The sequence below is a fragment of the Massilia endophytica genome, assembly GCF_021165955.1.
In the GTDB taxonomy this organism is placed as follows: domain Bacteria; phylum Pseudomonadota; class Gammaproteobacteria; order Burkholderiales; family Burkholderiaceae_D; genus Rugamonas; species Rugamonas endophytica.
On sequence record NZ_CP088952.1, the window covers coordinates 2843408 to 2858412 of the forward strand.

11 protein-coding genes are annotated in these 15005 nt (G+C 65.3%); 4 read left to right on the forward strand and 7 right to left on the reverse strand.

Going from position 1 to position 15005, the window contains the following annotated elements; genetic code table 11:
* Positions 1–53: 53 nt before the first annotated feature.
* Positions 54–1247, forward strand: coding sequence for an aminotransferase-like domain-containing protein (locus LSQ66_RS12795; protein WP_231765586.1), 1194 nt, complete (start codon positions 54–56; stop codon positions 1245–1247).
* Between the two features lie 218 nt (positions 1248–1465).
* Positions 1466–2824: a diguanylate cyclase domain-containing protein gene (locus tag LSQ66_RS12800; protein ID WP_231765587.1), complete on the forward strand. Its 1359-nt coding sequence runs from the start codon at positions 1466–1468 to the stop codon at positions 2822–2824.
* Here the strand turns inward: LSQ66_RS12800 and LSQ66_RS12805 are convergent.
* The 3 genes from LSQ66_RS12805 to LSQ66_RS12815 are packed head-to-tail and all read right to left on the reverse strand — an operon-like array spanning position 2821 to position 7596.
* Positions 2821–4383, reverse strand: coding sequence for an FGGY-family carbohydrate kinase (locus LSQ66_RS12805; RefSeq protein WP_231765588.1), 1563 nt, complete (start codon positions 4381–4383; stop codon positions 2821–2823). The two genes, LSQ66_RS12800 and LSQ66_RS12805, sit on opposite strands and share 4 nt — an antisense overlap.
* Positions 4376–5998 carry a glycerol-3-phosphate dehydrogenase/oxidase gene (locus tag LSQ66_RS12810; protein WP_231765589.1) on the reverse strand — a complete coding sequence of 541 codons (1623 nt, stop codon included), beginning with the start codon at positions 5996–5998 and terminating at the stop codon, positions 4376–4378. Before LSQ66_RS12810 ends, LSQ66_RS12805 begins: the two co-directional genes overlap by 8 nt.
* A complete protein-coding gene (locus LSQ66_RS12815; protein ID WP_231765590.1) occupies positions 5995–7596 on the reverse strand; it encodes an FAD-binding oxidoreductase in 1602 nt (533 codons plus the stop codon). The genes LSQ66_RS12810 and LSQ66_RS12815 overlap by 4 nt, the downstream gene beginning before the upstream one ends.
* Before the next feature lie 65 nt (positions 7597–7661).
* Between LSQ66_RS12815 and LSQ66_RS12820 the strand changes: the two genes are divergently transcribed.
* Entirely contained in the window at positions 7662–8696 is a 1035-nt protein-coding gene (locus tag LSQ66_RS12820) for an AraC family transcriptional regulator (RefSeq protein ID WP_231765591.1), read from the forward strand.
* Here the strand turns inward: LSQ66_RS12820 and LSQ66_RS12825 are convergent.
* The 4 genes from LSQ66_RS12825 to LSQ66_RS12840 all read right to left on the reverse strand — a co-directional run bounded on the left by LSQ66_RS12825 (position 8693) and on the right by LSQ66_RS12840 (position 14022).
* On the reverse strand, positions 8693–9133 hold the full coding sequence (locus LSQ66_RS12825) for a hypothetical protein (protein WP_231765592.1): 441 nt from the start codon (positions 9131–9133) through the stop codon (positions 8693–8695). The genes LSQ66_RS12820 and LSQ66_RS12825 overlap by 4 nt on opposite strands.
* A gap of 82 nt (positions 9134–9215) precedes the next feature.
* Positions 9216–9743, reverse strand: coding sequence for an SRPBCC family protein (locus LSQ66_RS12830; protein WP_231765593.1), 528 nt, complete (start codon positions 9741–9743; stop codon positions 9216–9218).
* A gap of 38 nt (positions 9744–9781) precedes the next feature.
* On the reverse strand, positions 9782–12604 hold the full coding sequence (locus tag LSQ66_RS12835; RefSeq protein WP_231765594.1) for a M16 family metallopeptidase: 2823 nt from the start codon (positions 12602–12604) through the stop codon (positions 9782–9784).
* 47 nt (positions 12605–12651) lie between these two features.
* Positions 12652–14022: an MFS transporter gene (locus LSQ66_RS12840; RefSeq protein ID WP_231765595.1), complete on the reverse strand. Its 1371-nt coding sequence runs from the start codon at positions 14020–14022 to the stop codon at positions 12652–12654.
* 105 nt (positions 14023–14127) lie between these two features.
* Here LSQ66_RS12840 and LSQ66_RS12845 point away from each other — a divergent pair, with 105 nt between their 5' ends.
* Positions 14128–15003 carry a LysR family transcriptional regulator gene (locus tag LSQ66_RS12845; RefSeq protein ID WP_231765596.1) on the forward strand — a complete coding sequence of 292 codons (876 nt, stop codon included), beginning with the start codon at positions 14128–14130 and terminating at the stop codon, positions 15001–15003.
* The last annotated feature ends 2 nt before the right edge of the window (positions 15004–15005 follow it).

Here is a 15005-nt window from a genome sequence, read left to right on the forward strand (position 1 = left end):
CGCTCTTCATGAAGCCGCCACAAGCGCGCTTGTTCCCCACCAGAGAGAATGGTATGAAAATCGAAAACCCGAACCCGATCCAGTGGCGCTTTTCCGAACGCGCTGCACAGCTGCAAAGCTCCTTCATCCGCGAGATCCTGAAGATCACGCAGCAGCCTGAAATCATCTCCTTCGCCGGCGGCCTGCCTTCGCCTGCCACCTTCCCGGTCGATGTGATGAAAGCGGCGTTCGACAAGGTGCTGTCCGCCAACGGCAAGACGGCCCTGCAATACGGCCCGACCGACGGCTACATGCCGCTGCGCCAATGGGTGGCCGATTCCCTCTCCGGCAATGGCGCGAAGATCGCGCCGGAACAAGTGCTCATGGTATCGGGCTCGCAGCAGGCGCTGGACCTGCTGGGCAAGGTGCTGATCGACGAAGGCAGCAAAGTGCTGGTGGAGACGCCGAGCTATCTGGGCGCCCTGCAGGCTTTCTCGGTGTACCGTCCCCAGTTCGCCTCCGTGCAGACCGACGACGACGGCCTGGTGCCGTCCTCCCTGGACGCCGTGGCTGAAGGCGCCCGCCTGCTGTACGCCCTGCCGAACTTCCAGAACCCCACCGGCCGCTCGCTCTCCGTGGCGCGCCGCCAGGAACTGGTGGAAACCTGCGCCCGCCTGGGCCTGCCGCTGATCGAGGACGATCCTTACGGCTCCCTGAGCTACAAGGGCGACCCGATGCCGAAGATGCTGACCATGAATCCGGACGGCGTCATCTACATGGGCTCCTTCTCCAAGGTGCTGACCCCCGGCATCCGCCTGGGCTATGTGGTGGCCCCGCTGGCGCTGGCGCGCCGCATGGAACTGGCCAAGCAGGCCACCGACCTGCACACCGCCCAGCTGACCCAGATGGTGGTGCACGAGGTGGTCAAGGACGGCTTCCTGGACCAGCATATCCCCACCATCCGCGCCCTGTACGGCAACCAGTGCCAGGTGATGCTGGATGCCATGGCCGAACACTTCCCGGCCGGCGCCACCTGGACCAAGCCGGAAGGCGGCATGTTCATCTGGGTGACCCTGCCCAAGCACATCAACGCCATGGAACTGCTGGACGAGGCGATCCGCGAAAAGGTGGCCTTCGTGCCGGGCGCGCCCTTCTATGCCAACGAGCCGGAAACGAACACCCTGCGCCTGTCCTTCGTGACGGTGCCGCCGGAGCGCATCCGCCAGGGCATCGAAATCCTGGGCAAACTGATCAAGGCGCGCATGTAATTGCTTCAGCGCTGAACGAACAAACGGCGGCTTCGGCCGCCGTTTTTCATTTGTGCGACGGAAGTGTATCGCTTTAGCTATAATTTCCATGCAGCAATTCAAATGTGTCGCAGGAAATTAAAAATTGGCGTATTGTCCTATTAAACTTTCCTAAGCTCACTATTTTTTCTGCTAACCCAGGCGTATGATCATGGGATAGTTAACATGCATAGGACAACATGAACCTTGGCAGTGCCAGTTTCGCTCCCCGCCGCGACGCCGCGATCCTGATCGTGGACGACGCGCCGGATCACCTGAGCGCCTTACGCAAGCTGATGGTCGAACAGGGCTATCAGACTTTCGTGGCGAACTCGGGCGAGCGGGCGCTGCAACTGGCACGCCGGGTGCACCCCGACCTGATCCTGCTCGACGTGGTCATGCCCGGCATCGACGGTTTCGAGACCTGCCGCCAGCTCAAGGCGCATCCCGTCACCCAGCGCATTCCCGTGGTCTTCATGAGCGCCCGCAACGAGAGCGACGATGTGGTGGCCGGTTTCGACCTGGGCGCTGTCGATTACATTCCGAAACCGCTGCGCATGGCCGAAGTGTGCGCCCGTGTGCGCACCCAGCTCCAGATCCGCGCCAGCAGCGAGACCCAGCAGGAACAGGCCGAGCGCCTGCGCACCATCGTCAATAACATGGCGGAGGGCCTGCTGATCATCGAGGCCAGCGGCCGCATCCAGTTTACCAATCCGGCCTGCGACGCATACCTGGGCTACGACGCGCACGAACTCTCGGGCCAGTACATCTCCGACCTGCTCAATCCCCTGGTGGCGCAGGAATACCTGGAATACTTCGCGCGCTACGCGGCCAATCCCGAAACGGCGCACAGCCACGGCACGCGCGAGGTCATCATCCGCCACAAGCAGGGCAGCTCCGTGTGCATGGACCTGACGCTCACGCCCATGTTCCTGCGCCAGCCGCTCTTCATCGGCCTGCTGCACGACATCACGCACCACAAGCTGTCGGAAGATGCGCTGCAGCGCGCCGCCATGGTCGACCCGCTCACGAAGATCGCGAACCGCCGCCATTTCGACAGCTTCCTGGAGAAAGAGTGGCAGCGCGCCATCCGCACCGGCTCCCCGCTCTCGCTCGTGGTGCTGGATGTGGACCACTTCAAGCTGTACAACGACACCCTGGGCCACGCGGCGGGAGACATCTGCCTGCAGCAGGTGGCCCAGGCCATCAATGCGCACGCGCTGCGCGTGACCGACCTCGCGGCACGCTACGGGGGCGAGGAATTCGTGCTGCTCTTCGCGGAGACCGATGGCGAGGCCGCCGCCATGCTGGCCGAGTCGATCCGCTCGCATGTGGAAGGCCTGCAATTGCCGCATCCCCGCTCGCCCACCTCGGCCTGGATCACCGTCAGCATCGGCGTGGCCACCATCGTGCCGAGCCAGCTCGATAATATCGAATCGCTCTTCGTCGCTGCCGACCGCGCCATGTACGTGGCGAAGGAAGAAGGCCGCAACCAGGTGCGCTCCACCCGTCCGGGCAACGCCGCCATGGATGCGATCAAGGCCGTTGTCTCGGGCTAGCAGGTCTGCGGATACCCGGTGATATCGGCAATGTCCTCGTACATCGGCTGCAGGCGCTGGTACATCTTCAGGTAAACGCGGCGGTACAGTTCATCGTAAGTCCGGCTGTGGGCAGGATCAGGCATGAACGTGCGGCCGGGACGCGTCATGGCGCCGATGGCGGAGTCGAAATCGCGGTAGGCGCCTGTTCCCACCGCGCCTGCGATGGCCGCTCCCAGGCCCGAGGATTCATAGATGTGCGCGCGTGAGGCGGGCAGGCCGAAGATATCGGCCGTGAGCTGCATGGCCGCGTCGCTCTGCGATCCGCCGCCCGCGACGCGCAGCTCCGTAATGCGCGTGCCGCTGCGCTTCTCGATGCGCTCCCTGCCCTCGCGCAGCGCATACGCCAGCCCTTCAAGAATGGCGCGGTACATGTGGGCGCGCGTGTGCACGTCCCCGAAACCGATCATTGCGCCTTTCGCTTCAGGCCCGGGCACCCGCACGCCGGGACTCCAGTAAGGCTGCAGCATCAGGCCCATGGAGCCGGGCGGCACGGCGTTCACGAGCTGGTCGAAGAGCGCTTCGGCGCTCATGCCCTGTTCGCGCGCGGCGGCCTGCTCGCGGTCGCCGAACTGCTCCTTGAACCAGTTCACCATCCAGTAGCCGCGGAAGATCTGCACCTCGGTGTTGTAGGCGCCCGGCATGGCGGCGGGGTACGGCGGAATGAATGGCGTGACCTCAACGTATTTGCGCGTGGTGGTGTTGATGGTGGCCGTGGTGCCGTAACTGAGGCAGCCGATGTGCGGAGCGAGGCCGCCGGAGCCGATCACTTCGCAGGCCTTGTCCGCTGCTGCGGCTATCAGCGGCAGGCCCGCCGGAATGCCCGTCGCGCGTGCTGCGTCCTCCGTAACCGCTCCAATGGCCTCCCCCGGCTTCACCAGATCCGGCAGCATGGAAGGCTTGATGGTGAGCGCCTGCCATTTCCAGTCGCGCGCGCCCGCCCAGCGGTGCTTCCTGTAATCGAAGGGAACGTAGCCGACCTGCGAGCCGACGGAATCGGCATAGCGGCCGCTCAGGCAGAAATTCAGGTAGCCCGAGAGCAGCAGGAACTTGTGCGTGCGCTGCCAGACGTCCGGCTGCTGGGCGGCGATCCAGTTGATCTCCGCCTCGCGCTGGAAGTAGCGGATGGTGCGGTCCACGCGCGCCAGGCGGAAAGCCGCGCTCCACAGTGGGCCGATCTGCGGCACCTGGTCGGTGCGGCGCTGATCCAGCCAGGTGATGGCCGGCCGCAGCGGCCTGCCTTCGGCGTCCACATTGATCACGGTGGCGCGCTGCGTGGTGACGGCGACGGCGCGGATGCGCGACTTGTCCACTCCACTCTCTGCCCACAGCGTGCGGCAGGCTTCGCATACTGCATCCCAATAGCCTTCGGCCTTGTGTTCGGCCCAGCCGGGATGATCGGAATAATAGGCCTGCAGGGGAACCTGCGATTTGGCGAGCAGGTTTCCCTGCAGGTCGAACAGCAAGGCGCGCACGCTCTGCGTTCCGTTGTCGATGGAGAGAATGATGTCGTCAGCCATGGTGTCCCGTGTCCCGCTCTGCTGGCAAGCTGTAATGTGACTTGCATAATGCCAGATAAGCGTCCGCTTCGGCAGTCCATCGCTGCCGGTCCCAGCCCAGTTCCTGCGCGCAGATCACCTGCACGCGCGGCAGCAGCCGCTTGCCTCCCTGTGGCAGAAGGATGCCCAGGCGTGTGCGGCGCAGCATCAGGTCGTGCAGGTGCTGCACCGACTCATGGCGCGCGGCCCAGCGCAGCTCCGCCCACAGCGTCTCCGTGCCCGGCACCGTCTCCAGCTCCCCTGCTTTCGCCGCATGAATCAAGGGCTGCGCCCATGGTCCATAGCGTCCGCCGATACGCCGGGCCTGGCCCGGCGGTAGAACCGCGCTGTAGCGCACTTCCTCCGTGGGCGCGAAGATCGGCCGCGTTTCCAGTTTCTCCGTCCAGCCGGGCAGCTCGGGCCGGGCAAGCCTCAGGGCGTCCATTGCAATGGCGCGGAAAGTAGTCAGCTTTCCGCCCATGACCGTGAGCAGTCCGTCTTCGAGCCATAGCGCATGGTCGCGTGTTTCCTTCGAGGGGTCGGCCTGGCCGCTGTCGATCACCGGCCTCACGCCCGCGTAGGTGGCGATCACGTCTTCTTCGCCGAGCGCCAGCGAAGGGAACTGGAAGCGCAGCGCCTCGATAAGGTAGTCCACTTCTTCCTGCGTGATGGCCGCTTCCTCGTTGAGGCCAGCGCGGTGATCGATGTCCGTCGTACCGGCGAGCACTGCGCCTTCCCAGGGATAGGCGAACACAGGGCGCCCGTCTCGCGGGTGCATCAGGCTGACCGCCTGCGCCAACGGCAGGCGCCAGGCAGGCAACACAAGGTGGCTGCCCCGCAAAGGCCGCAGGCGTCTTCCGGCCTTTCCTCCGGCCGTCTGGAGCAGGCCGCCGGACCAGGCCCCGCACGCATTCACCGTAAGCTTCGCGCGCACGGCATGGCGTTCGCCTCCAGGAACATCCAGCAGCGATGCGCCGCTCACCCTGCCCTCCTCGCGCAGCAGCGCATCGGCTGCGAGGTAGTTCACGGCCATGCCGCCGTGCTGGCGCGCTTCCTGAAGCACGCGCAGTACCAGCCGGGCGTCGTCGGTGCGGGCGTCCGTATAGCAGATGCCGCCGCGCAGCCCCTCCACGGCAACATGCGGCGCCAGCGCCAGGAACTCGTCGCGGCTGTGGTAATGGCGCTCGGAGTGGCCCGCCATGCGGTCGTAAATGGCGAGCCCGAAGAGCATGGAGCGTTTGCCGGGCTTGCGGCCTTCGTAGTCGCCAAAAGCGAAGCTTTGCGGTTCGACCAGCCCCGCCGCGTCGCGCAGCAGGCTCTCCCGCTCATGCACCGATTCGCGCGTCAGGCGGAAGCGGCCTTCCTTCAGGTAGCGCAGGCCGCCATGTATCAGCTTCGAGGAACGGCTGGAGGTGCCCCATGCGAAATCCCGTTGCTCGACCAGCAGCGCCTTGAGCCCGCGGCGCGAGGCTTCGAGCAGGATACCTGCTCCCGTTATGCCGCCGCCGATAATCAGGAGATCCCACTCGCGGGCCAGCAGGTCTGGCAGCAGTTTGCGCCCGCCGGGCTGCCAGTGCGCACCACCGGGCGTGCTCACCTCAGGTCCCCCAGCAGCTTCCCGGGATTCATCATGCCGTCCGGATCGAAGTGGCGGAACAGCGCGCGCATCGCGGACATGCCCTCTGCGCCTTTTTCCGCCTGCAGATATGGGGCGTGGTCCGTGCCTACCCCATGCTGGTGGCTGATGGTGCCGCCATGTTCGACGATCGCAAGGCTGACCGCATGCTTCAACGCCCGCCAGCGTGCGAGGTCCTGCTCGAAGTTGCCCGCCAGCCGGAATACGAAGGTGCTGTACACGCTCGCCCCCTGCGCATAGACATGCGAAAGATGGGTATAGGTATGCAGTCGCTCCCCCATGGCTGCCAGCGCGGCCCTCGCCGCCTCTTCGATGGAGCGCATCATCGTTCCCACGCGCGGCCAGTCCACCGCCGTTTCGACCGTATCGATGGCATAGCCGCGTTCCCACGCAGCGTTGCGCAGGTAGACGTTGCGGAAGCGGCCCTGCTTCCATTTTTCTCCCAGCCTGCGCCCCACGTGCACGCCCCGGTGCCTGCCGCACAGGCCCAGCGCCGCACGCAAGGCGTTTCGCGCCAGGCCTCGCGTGCCACTTGCTCCGACAAGCAGCATGCATTTGCCTTCCCCGCAACCGCGCAGGCGCAGCCAGCCTTCCAGCACGGCGACCAGCCTGCGGTGCCCGGCCAGCGCCAGCATGGTTTCCGTCTCAACGGAGTTCGACAGGCGGAGCATGGACAGGCCAGGCCGCAGCTGGGCCAGCGCGCGGATCGCCGCCTCGCCCTCTTCCCAGGCCGGGAAGAACACGGCATGGAAAGCCTCATATTCCGGCGCAGGCGTTACGCGTACGGTGGCCTCGGTCAGGACGCCCGCGCGGCCTTCCGAGCCGAGCACCATTTCGCGCAGGTCGATACCCGCAGCGGAAGCGGGAAAGGCCGGAATACGCAAGGTGCCCGCAGGCGATTCGAGCATGCCGCCCGCGAAGAGCTGCTCGATGCGGCCGTAGCGCAGGGATTGCTGGCCCGAGGAACGGGTGACGATCCAGCCGCCGAGGGTGGAATATTCGAACGACTGGGGATAGTGGCCCAGCACATAGCCGTGGGCACGCAGCTGTGCTTCCAGGTCCGGCCCGTAGATGCCCGCGCCGAAGGTCGCCAGCTGCGACTCCTTGTCCAGGTGGAGCATGCGCGCCAGGCGCGTGGTGTCCAGCGACAGCACAAGGCGGCCGCCTCCGTTGGCGCTCAGATGGCCCGCAACGCTGGTGCCGCCGCCATGCGGGATGAGGGCCACGCCATGATCCTTCGCGTAGGCGAACAGGGCGCGCACGTCCTCGCCGCTTTCCGGGAAGGCCACGCCATCCGGCGCTGCGTCGACACGGCCATGGCGCAGCCGCAGCCAGTCCGGCAGGCTCTGGCCCAAGGCATGCCGCAGGCGCGTGCCGGGCCGCGTATCGATCAGGGGATGCGAAGGCAGGCGCGAAGGCGCGATGGCCGCGCAGGCCTGCTCGAAACTCGCATCCGTCCCTGGCTGTCCATGCCCGATTCGCCTTGCCAGGAAGGCCAGCGCACCGCCGTGCAGCGGATACTCAATGCTCTCGTCACCCCAACCATTCCATCGCCGCATCGTTTCCTCATCGTTATATACTGACAAGAGATTACGTTACGGCTCCGAGCCGGTCTTGCGGATTCATGCCAAACACCTTGTCCGATCATGCCAGCGCCGGACGGCGCGTGGCGGGCTCCTATGTCCAGCCCTTGCTGGAAGCCGCTGCTGCGCGCGGCGTCGGCTCGCCCGCGCTGGAGAAAGCCGTGGGTCTGCCGCCGGGGAGCCTCGATCCCCTGCCCGAGTGGCTGCCTGCCGACAGCTATGTCGCCCTCCTCGACGCAGGGGCGGAACTCGCGGAAGATCCGCACTTCGGCCTGCACGTGGGCGAGCGCGTCAAATTGGGAACCTACAGCGTCTATGGCCTGATCCTTCTGAGCTGCCGCGATTTCGGCCAGGCCCTGGAACAGACCATCCGCTACGAACAGCTTGCGCATGATCTCGGGCGTTCCAGCGTGCGGCTGCTGGGCAGCCAGGCCGAATACGCATGGCACAGCAACTACCCGGTGCGCCACCGCCATCTCGTGGACAGCGTGTTCGCGGGCATCCGCGTCTTCGGCAACTGGCTGGCAGGTCGCCCCCTGCCTTCCGGCGAGCTGGCCTTCATGCATGACGGCGGCGACCCGGCCGGATACGGCGAGTACGAACGCATCTTCGGCGCCGTCCCCGTCTTCGGTGCGGCAGCTAACGCTGGCCGGGTGGATGCGCAGATGCTGGCCTGGCCGGTGCCGAATGCCGACGTGAGCCTATACCCCGTTCTCCAGCAGCATGCCGAAGCGCTGCTGCAGAAACGCAGCGCCGGTTCGGGTATCGTGGCGCAGGTGGAAGCCTGCATCGGCAAGGCGCTGCCGCAGCAGGTGCGGCTAGCCTCGGTGGCGGAGCAGCTTGGGCTCACGCCCCGCACTTTGCAGCGCAAGCTCTCCGAGGCGGATGCCAGCTTCCAGCAGGTGCTGGACCGCACGCGCTTCGCCATGGCGAAGGACTATCTTGCCCAGCCCGGGCTCAGTCTCGTGGATATCGCATTCCTCCTCGGTTACCAGGAGCAGAGTGCGTTCAATCACGCCTTCAGGGAATGGGCGGGCATGAATCCCGGCGCCTGGCGCGAGGGCCGGCGAGCTTAAATCGTTGCCGTGCCGCGCACGCGGATAAAGGGACCGATGCAGGCCCTGGTATCCCGCTGCTGGCACATGAGGAACATATTGCCGCTGCCGTGGAACAGCAGGTAGCTGGTGACAGAGCGCCCCACTTCGGTCACGTTGCCGGAACAATCGAGCTTGCCGTTGTCCTTCACGATCTTGTCCTGCGACTTGTAGAAGCCTTCTTCGTCCGGCTGATCGTCGATGGTGAAGTGGGACTCGGCCACTTCCTGGGCGCTGGTAATGAGCGTGGTGCCGTCCGCGCGGATACGGTAGGTCTCCTCGCAGGAGCCGTCCGGCAGTTCGAATTTCCAGATGCCGAGAATGGGGTGATCGCCGCGCACGGGGGGCGCGGCGGCGGCAGGAAATGCCAAGGCTGCGGTGCAGGCAAGCAGCGCAGCGCGCGTCGAAAGCTTATGCATGGATCACCTCACTCGAAGGGCGTCCCGCCCAGTATAGCGCGGCGGGACGCTTTGCACTTTTTCAATCGAGCGGGATGCAGTCTTACTTCTCAGCCACTTCCTTGAGCTGGGCCAGGCCTTTTTCGAAGTCCTTGCCGATCATCTTGTCCATGCTGACGAAGAGGCCCATCAGCTTGGTGATGAAGGGGCTCGGACCGGACATGGTCCAGGTCACGAGGGTGCCATGCGTCTGCGGAACCAGCGTGAAAACGGTGGTGTTGTGGGCTTCGAAGGGTTTGATGAAGCCCAGCTTGATGCCTACCTTGTTGGGGACCACGTTCTCGGTGATTTCCATGCGGCCCTGGCCAACATCGTCATTGCCGCTCCAGCCGTAGGCGGATCCCACGCCGCTCGCAGGTCCCTCGAAGTTGCGCTGCATGTTCGGGTCCAGCTTTTCCCATGGCGACCATGCCTGCCACGCGTGGAAATCATTCAGATAGCCGATCACCTTTTCAGGCGGCGCATTGATCGTGATGGTGCGCTGCACCTGGAAGCTGTCCGGCTGGGTCATGGCCAAGCCAAGCACCGCCACGACGACGACGACCAGCCCGATCAGAATCTTTTTCAGCATCTTGCCCCTCCATCGTTGTTAGTATGCGAAAAAGACTATCACAAGCCTGGGGTCTCGGGATAGAGGACCACTTGCACGTAGTTTTCGAAGTCGAAGTAGCGAGCCGCAGCCTTTTGCAGGTCGCCCGGCTTGAGCGCATCCACCCGTTCGGCGTACTGCAGGATGGTGGCAGGCGCGAGTCCGTTCAGGTAGGCGCTCTGGAAGTAATTGAGCCAGTAGCCGTTTTCCCGCATGGACTTGCGATGGTTGTTGGTCCAGTTCTGCTTCACCTTTTCCAGGTCGCCCGCTTCGGGGCCCTGGGTCTGCAGCTTGCGGATCTCGGCGAAGGCCGCGTCGATCACCTTGTCCACGTTCTCGGGGCCGCATGGCAGGGACAGCGTGATCGCATAGTTCCCGTAAGGGAGCTTGCTGAGCGTGCCATTCGCACCGCCGCCGTAGATCAGGCCCTTCTGCTCCCGCAGCACCTCGGTGAGCTTGATATTCAGGACCTCCAGCATGGCCTGCAGCTTCGTCTGCTCCATCTGCGAATAGTCGGCCGTGCCGCTGAAGGTGATGGAAATGCTGCTCTTGGCCTCGCGCCCGCGCCGCACTTCCTTCTTTACCACGCCGCGCACGGGGCGCACCATGGGATCGTGGAAGTTCAACGGGATGTCCGGAACTGGCAGGCTTGCGATATAGGTCGCTACCAGCGGCTTGATCTTCTCCGCATCGAAGCTGCCGACGATGAAGAAGGTCCAGCCCTTCGCGCTGCCGAAGCGGGAGCGGTAGATCTGCTCTATGCGGTCCAGCTGCACCTTGTCGAAGTCCTCCACCCGGGGTGCACGCGGCACGCGGGGGTGGTTGTTGAACAGGGTGCTGGCAATGGTATCGGCGAACACCGCTTCCGGCCTTGCCAGGCTGTTGCGCGCCGCATCGCGCTGGCGTGCCAGGAAGGACTCGAACAGCGCCGGGTCCTTGCGGGGATACATGAGCCGCACGTACAGGAGCTGCAGCATGGTCTCCACGTCCGCACTGCCCGCGGTGCCCGCCAGGCCTTCGGACAGGGCGCTCATGGACACGGCGGCGTTGACGCTGCGCCCGGCGAGGATTTTCTGCAGGTCGAGCGGGGTGTAATCCAGCGCGCCCATGCTCGCCATGACGGCATTCGCATAGCGCGCGTTGAAGATGTCCTCGTCGCCCACAAGGGACTGCCCTCCCAGACGCACGGCGCCCAGCAGCACCTGGTCGTTGCGGAAGTCGGTGGGTTTCAGGATCACATGCACGCCATTGCCCAGAACCAGCTCGGTGGTGCCCAGCGCCGCGTCACGCGTTTCGCTTACGATGCGGCCCGGTTCCGGCAGCTTTTCCAGTAGCTGGCTGGCGTAGGCCTTGTCTTCGCGGGCGGTGACGGTGGCGCCGCGCGCTGCGTCCACGGCCGCCAGCAGCTCCGCAGGCACTGGCGCAGGCACGTCGGGACTATCCACACCCATGTACACCACCAGCTTCGGCTCCTCGGTGGGAATCGCCTTGCGCACGAAGGCGTTCACCTCGTCCAGCGCGATCCCTGGCAGCAGCTCACGTGCATAGCGGTACTCGTTCTCGATGCCGGGCATGGACTCGCCCTCGAGGAAATTGCGGATGTATTCGGCCACATAGCCTGCCGAATCCGACTTTTCCCTTTCGTTGTACACCCGCTCGTAGTTGCGCAGCAGGCTGCGCTTGGCGCGTTCCAGTTCGGAAGCCGTGAAGCCGAACTGGCGCGCCCTTTCGTTCTCCTGCACCAGGGCGTTGATGGCCGGCGTGGGGCCGCCCTTTCCCAACAGGGCGCTCACATTGAAGGCACGATAACCGCGCGCGACCTTCACCATGCCGCTGCCGCCCTGGATGAAGGGCGGATCGGCGCGCTGCGTCAGCTCCGCCATGCGCTGGCTGAGTATCGCGGAGGCGAGGCGCTCAACCAGGTCGCTCCGGTAGCCGCCCACCGTGGTGCTTTCCACCTTCGGGATAATTGGATAGCGGATCAGCAGCATATTGCCGCTCGCCTCGCGGTCGCGCAGCACCAGCACGTCTGACTTGAGGCGCTCGGGAATGCGGGCATACTCGCGCGGCCGCGCGTCTTCGGGGTTTTTCAACTGGCTGAAATTGGCGCGGATCATCTGTTCCGCAGCGGCGGGATCGATATCGCCAACCGCGATCACGGCCATCAATTCGGGCCGATACCACTCCTTGTAGAAGCGCCGGATGGCGTCGGGCTTGAAGCTGCGCAGCACTTCCGCCTTGCCGATGGGCAGGCGCTCGGCATAGCGCGAGCCGTTGAAGATCCGGGGAAGCAGGATCTTGTTCATCCTGTCGTTGGCGCCTTTCCCCAGCCGCAGTTCCTCCAGCACGATACCGCGTTCGCTCTCGATATCGGCATCGTTCAGCTTCAGGCCCTGGGCCCAGTCCTGGAGCACCAGGAAGCCTTTCTCGATGTTCTCCGGCTTGTCCGTTGGAATGGGCAGGATATATACCGTTTCGTCGAATCCGGTGTAGGCATTCAGGTCGGCGCCGAACTTGATCCCGATGGACTGCAGGTAGGACACCAGCTCGTGGCGCTTGAAATGCGTGGAGCCGTTGAACGCCATGTGCTCTGTGAAGTGGGCGAGGCCCAGCTGGTCTTCGTCTTCCAGGATGGACCCCGCCTTGACCACGAGCCGCAGCTCCAGCTTCTTCTCGGGCCGTGCGTTCTTCTGGATATAGTAAGTGAGGCCGTTGGCCAGCTTGCCCACCCTCACCTGCGGATCGACGGGCAAAGGCTCGCTCAGGGCTGGCGCGGCAGCCTGGGCGAGAAAGGACAGGGATAGCAGCGCAAGCGCGGCAAGGCGGATCAGGCGGAGCGGCATAGGACCTCGGTGTACGTTTCGAGCGCATACGATACACCAGAATCCGGTCAGGAATCGCTTCCCAGGGCCGGGCTGCGATCCTGCAGCATTCCAGCTTTCGGCGCCTGGATTTTGCGGTACACAACGGCCCAGGCCAGCGCATAGGCCAGCGCCATGGCGCCGAAAGCGAGGGGCAGCCTGCGATCCCAGTCCGGCGCCATGTGCAGCACCGTACCTGCGATGGCAACGCCAACCAGGGCGCCGATCTGGCGGTTGGCATTCAGGGCAGCCGAGGCCACGTTCGCGTCGCTGCGCCCAGCCGCCTTCAGCACGGTCGTCGTCATGGCGGGAATGGCAAGGCCGACGGCGAAGAAAAGCAGGACGCAGCCGGCCATCACCAGCCAGACAGGGGTTGCAGCGCGGCTCCCTGCCAGCAGCATGGCGCACATGGCCGCCACGCCCAGGCCGCCCAGCAAGGGCGGCCTGGCGCCAAGGCGATCGATCACCCGTCCCGCGGCGAAATTGGTAATGGTGCTGGCCACCATGGTGGGCATCAGCCACAGGCCGGTGTTCAATGCACTGGCGCCGTGCGCCTGCTGCAGGTAGAGGCTCATCACGAAGAGCTGGCCGAAGACGCCGAAGTTGATCAGGAAGCCGGTGCCGATGGCGGCGGCGAAGCCCGGCCGCTGCAGCAGCGCGCGGGGGACGAGCGGCTGGGGTGAGCGCCGCTCGCGCAGCACCATGGCCGCCCCAAGCACCGCTGCCAGAACGGCCGCGCCCAGTACCGCGGGATGCGTCCAGCCCAGAACCGGGCCTTCGATGAGCAGGTAGCTGAGCGATGCCAGGGCGGCCATGCCCAGCGCGTGGCCCGCAATGGGAATTGGCCGCCGCGTCGCGGCAGGCGCCGCGACGCGCAGCTGGGCCAGCACAATACCGGCCAGACCTATCGGCAGATTGATCCAGAACACCGAGCGCCAGCCGAACGCCTGCACCAGCAGGCCGCCTACCAGCGGCCCCGAAGCGGCCGCGCAGCCGACGATGGCCGACCATGCGGCGACCATGCGGGCGCGCTCGCCGTCGCCAGGAGCGGCATGCGTCAGCAGGCTCAGGGAACTGGGCATGAACAGGGCCGCGCCGCAGCCTTGCAGCAGGCGTGCCCCGATCAGGGCATCGCCGCTGGGCGCCAGCGCGCAGCAGACGGAACCCAGGAGAAAGACGGCGAGTCCCCCCTGGTAGACCGCCTTCGGTCCATAGCGGTCGGCCAGGGCGCCGCCCGCCAGCAGCAGGGCTGCGAAGCTGAGTGTATAGCCGTCCAGCACCCACACCAGCCCATCCAGGGGAACATGCAAATCGGCGGCGATGTTGGACAGCGCCGTGTTGACGGCGGTGACGTCCAGCATTGCCATCACGAATCCGATGGCCAGCGTCAGCAGCAGCATGGTTTTCCTTTGATCTGGTTCATCCGGCCATGCTAGCCAGCTTGCGCGATGCAGTAAACGTGCATAACATCAGCGCTGTGATGCATTTTTGCATCGGGAGCGACCATGGACTGGGACAACGCACGCATTTTCCTCGGCATCTACCGTGCAGGCACCCTGCGCGGCGCGGCAGCGCAGCTGGACATCGACCAGGCCACGGTGGGCCGCAGGCTGGCGGCCATGGAAAAATCGCTGAACGCCCGCCTCTTCCTGCGCACGCCAGCAGGCTATGTCGCCACCCCGGCCGGGGAAACTGCGGCCCGTTCGGCGGAACTCATGGAGGAGGCGGCGCACCGGCTCCAGCGCGAGATGCAAGGCATCGACAACCGGCTCTCCGGCACGGTGCGCGTCACCACCACGGACACCATGGCCGTTCACTTCGTGATGAACGCCATGGCGCTGCTGCACGAGAGGCATCCCGAGATCCAGGTGGCGCTGAGCATTGGCACCCAGTTGACCAGCCTTACGCGGCGCGAAGCGGATCTTGCCGTGCGCACCGCCCGGCCTTCGAGCCCGGACCTGATCTCGCGGCACCTGGCGCGGCGCACTGCGGGACTGTACGCGACGGCGGATTACCTGAAACAGCGGGGCATGCCGGTTCCCGGCAGCGGCTTCGAGGGCCACGATATCGTGGTGTACGAGGCGGCCGTCGCCCCGCGCCACAGTGAGAAGCTCGCGGGCGAGCCGGTACACAACGCGCGTGTGGCCATGACGGTCAACACGGGGCTGATGCTGCTGCTGGCAGCGAAGTCCGGCCTGGGCATCGCCGAGCTGCCGACCCATCTGGCCGACCCGGATCCCAATCTCCAGCGGATCTGGCCGGAGCGCGAGCACCACTACGATACCTGGCTCGTCATGCATGGAGACCTGAACCGGAGCGCGAGGGTAAGGGCCGTGGCGGACGCCATTGTCGAATCCGTGCCCGGCATGTCGCCGGAGTGATG

Excerpts from the sequence above, each read along its gene's own strand:
- LSQ66_RS12820 (WP_231765591.1), top strand. The coding sequence starts at position 7,662 with ATGCCAAACACCTTGTCCGATCATGCCAGCGCCGGACGGCGCGTGGCG.
- LSQ66_RS12845 (WP_231765596.1), top strand. The coding sequence starts at position 14,128 with ATGGACTGGGACAACGCACGCATTTTCCTCGGCATCTACCGTGCAGGC.
- LSQ66_RS12840 (WP_231765595.1), bottom strand. The coding sequence starts at position 14,022 with ATGCTGCTGCTGACGCTGGCCATCGGATTCGTGATGGCAATGCTGGAC.
- LSQ66_RS12830 (WP_231765593.1), bottom strand. The coding sequence starts at position 9,743 with ATGCTGAAAAAGATTCTGATCGGGCTGGTCGTCGTCGTCGTGGCGGTG.
- LSQ66_RS12805 (WP_231765588.1), bottom strand. The coding sequence starts at position 4,383 with ATGGCTGACGACATCATTCTCTCCATCGACAACGGAACGCAGAGCGTG.
- LSQ66_RS12835 (WP_231765594.1), bottom strand. The coding sequence starts at position 12,604 with ATGCCGCTCCGCCTGATCCGCCTTGCCGCGCTTGCGCTGCTATCCCTG.
- LSQ66_RS12815 (WP_231765590.1), bottom strand. The coding sequence starts at position 7,596 with ATGCGGCGATGGAATGGTTGGGGTGACGAGAGCATTGAGTATCCGCTG.
- LSQ66_RS12795 (WP_231765586.1), top strand. The coding sequence starts at position 54 with ATGAAAATCGAAAACCCGAACCCGATCCAGTGGCGCTTTTCCGAACGC.
- LSQ66_RS12800 (WP_231765587.1), top strand. The coding sequence starts at position 1,466 with ATGAACCTTGGCAGTGCCAGTTTCGCTCCCCGCCGCGACGCCGCGATC.
- LSQ66_RS12825 (WP_231765592.1), bottom strand. The coding sequence starts at position 9,133 with ATGCATAAGCTTTCGACGCGCGCTGCGCTGCTTGCCTGCACCGCAGCC.